The sequence below is a fragment of the Mesorhizobium sp. M1A.T.Ca.IN.004.03.1.1 genome (assembly GCF_003997555.1).
GTDB lineage: Bacteria > Pseudomonadota > Alphaproteobacteria > Rhizobiales > Rhizobiaceae > Mesorhizobium.
In genome coordinates, this window is sequence record NZ_RZTV01001259.1 from 1 (window position 1) to 228 (window position 228).

Genomic DNA, 228 nt, shown 5'->3' on the forward strand with positions numbered 1-228 from the left:
GGGGCATGTTCGTCCTGGCAGCGTCGGGCGCGGGATCGATATCGATCGACACATTGCTGAGATGGCGGGAACAAGCCATCCATCCCTGGCTGAGGGCGATGATGTAGCGAATTCGCCGCGCCGTTCTGCGCGACATGCCGGAGTGCATGCCGCGGCTTCGCCGAGTTATGGAATCGCTCCCACTGACACGCCCGTAACCGCTACAAGACCGCCTGGCCGGCCATCAGC

At 63.6% G+C, this 228-nt stretch carries 1 pseudogene; it reads left to right on the forward strand.

From position 1 onward, the window contains the following. A pseudogene (locus tag EOD29_RS37790) lies at nt 1-107 on the forward strand (quinol oxidase); the annotation flags it as partial. Between the last annotated feature and the right edge of the window lie 121 nt (nt 108-228).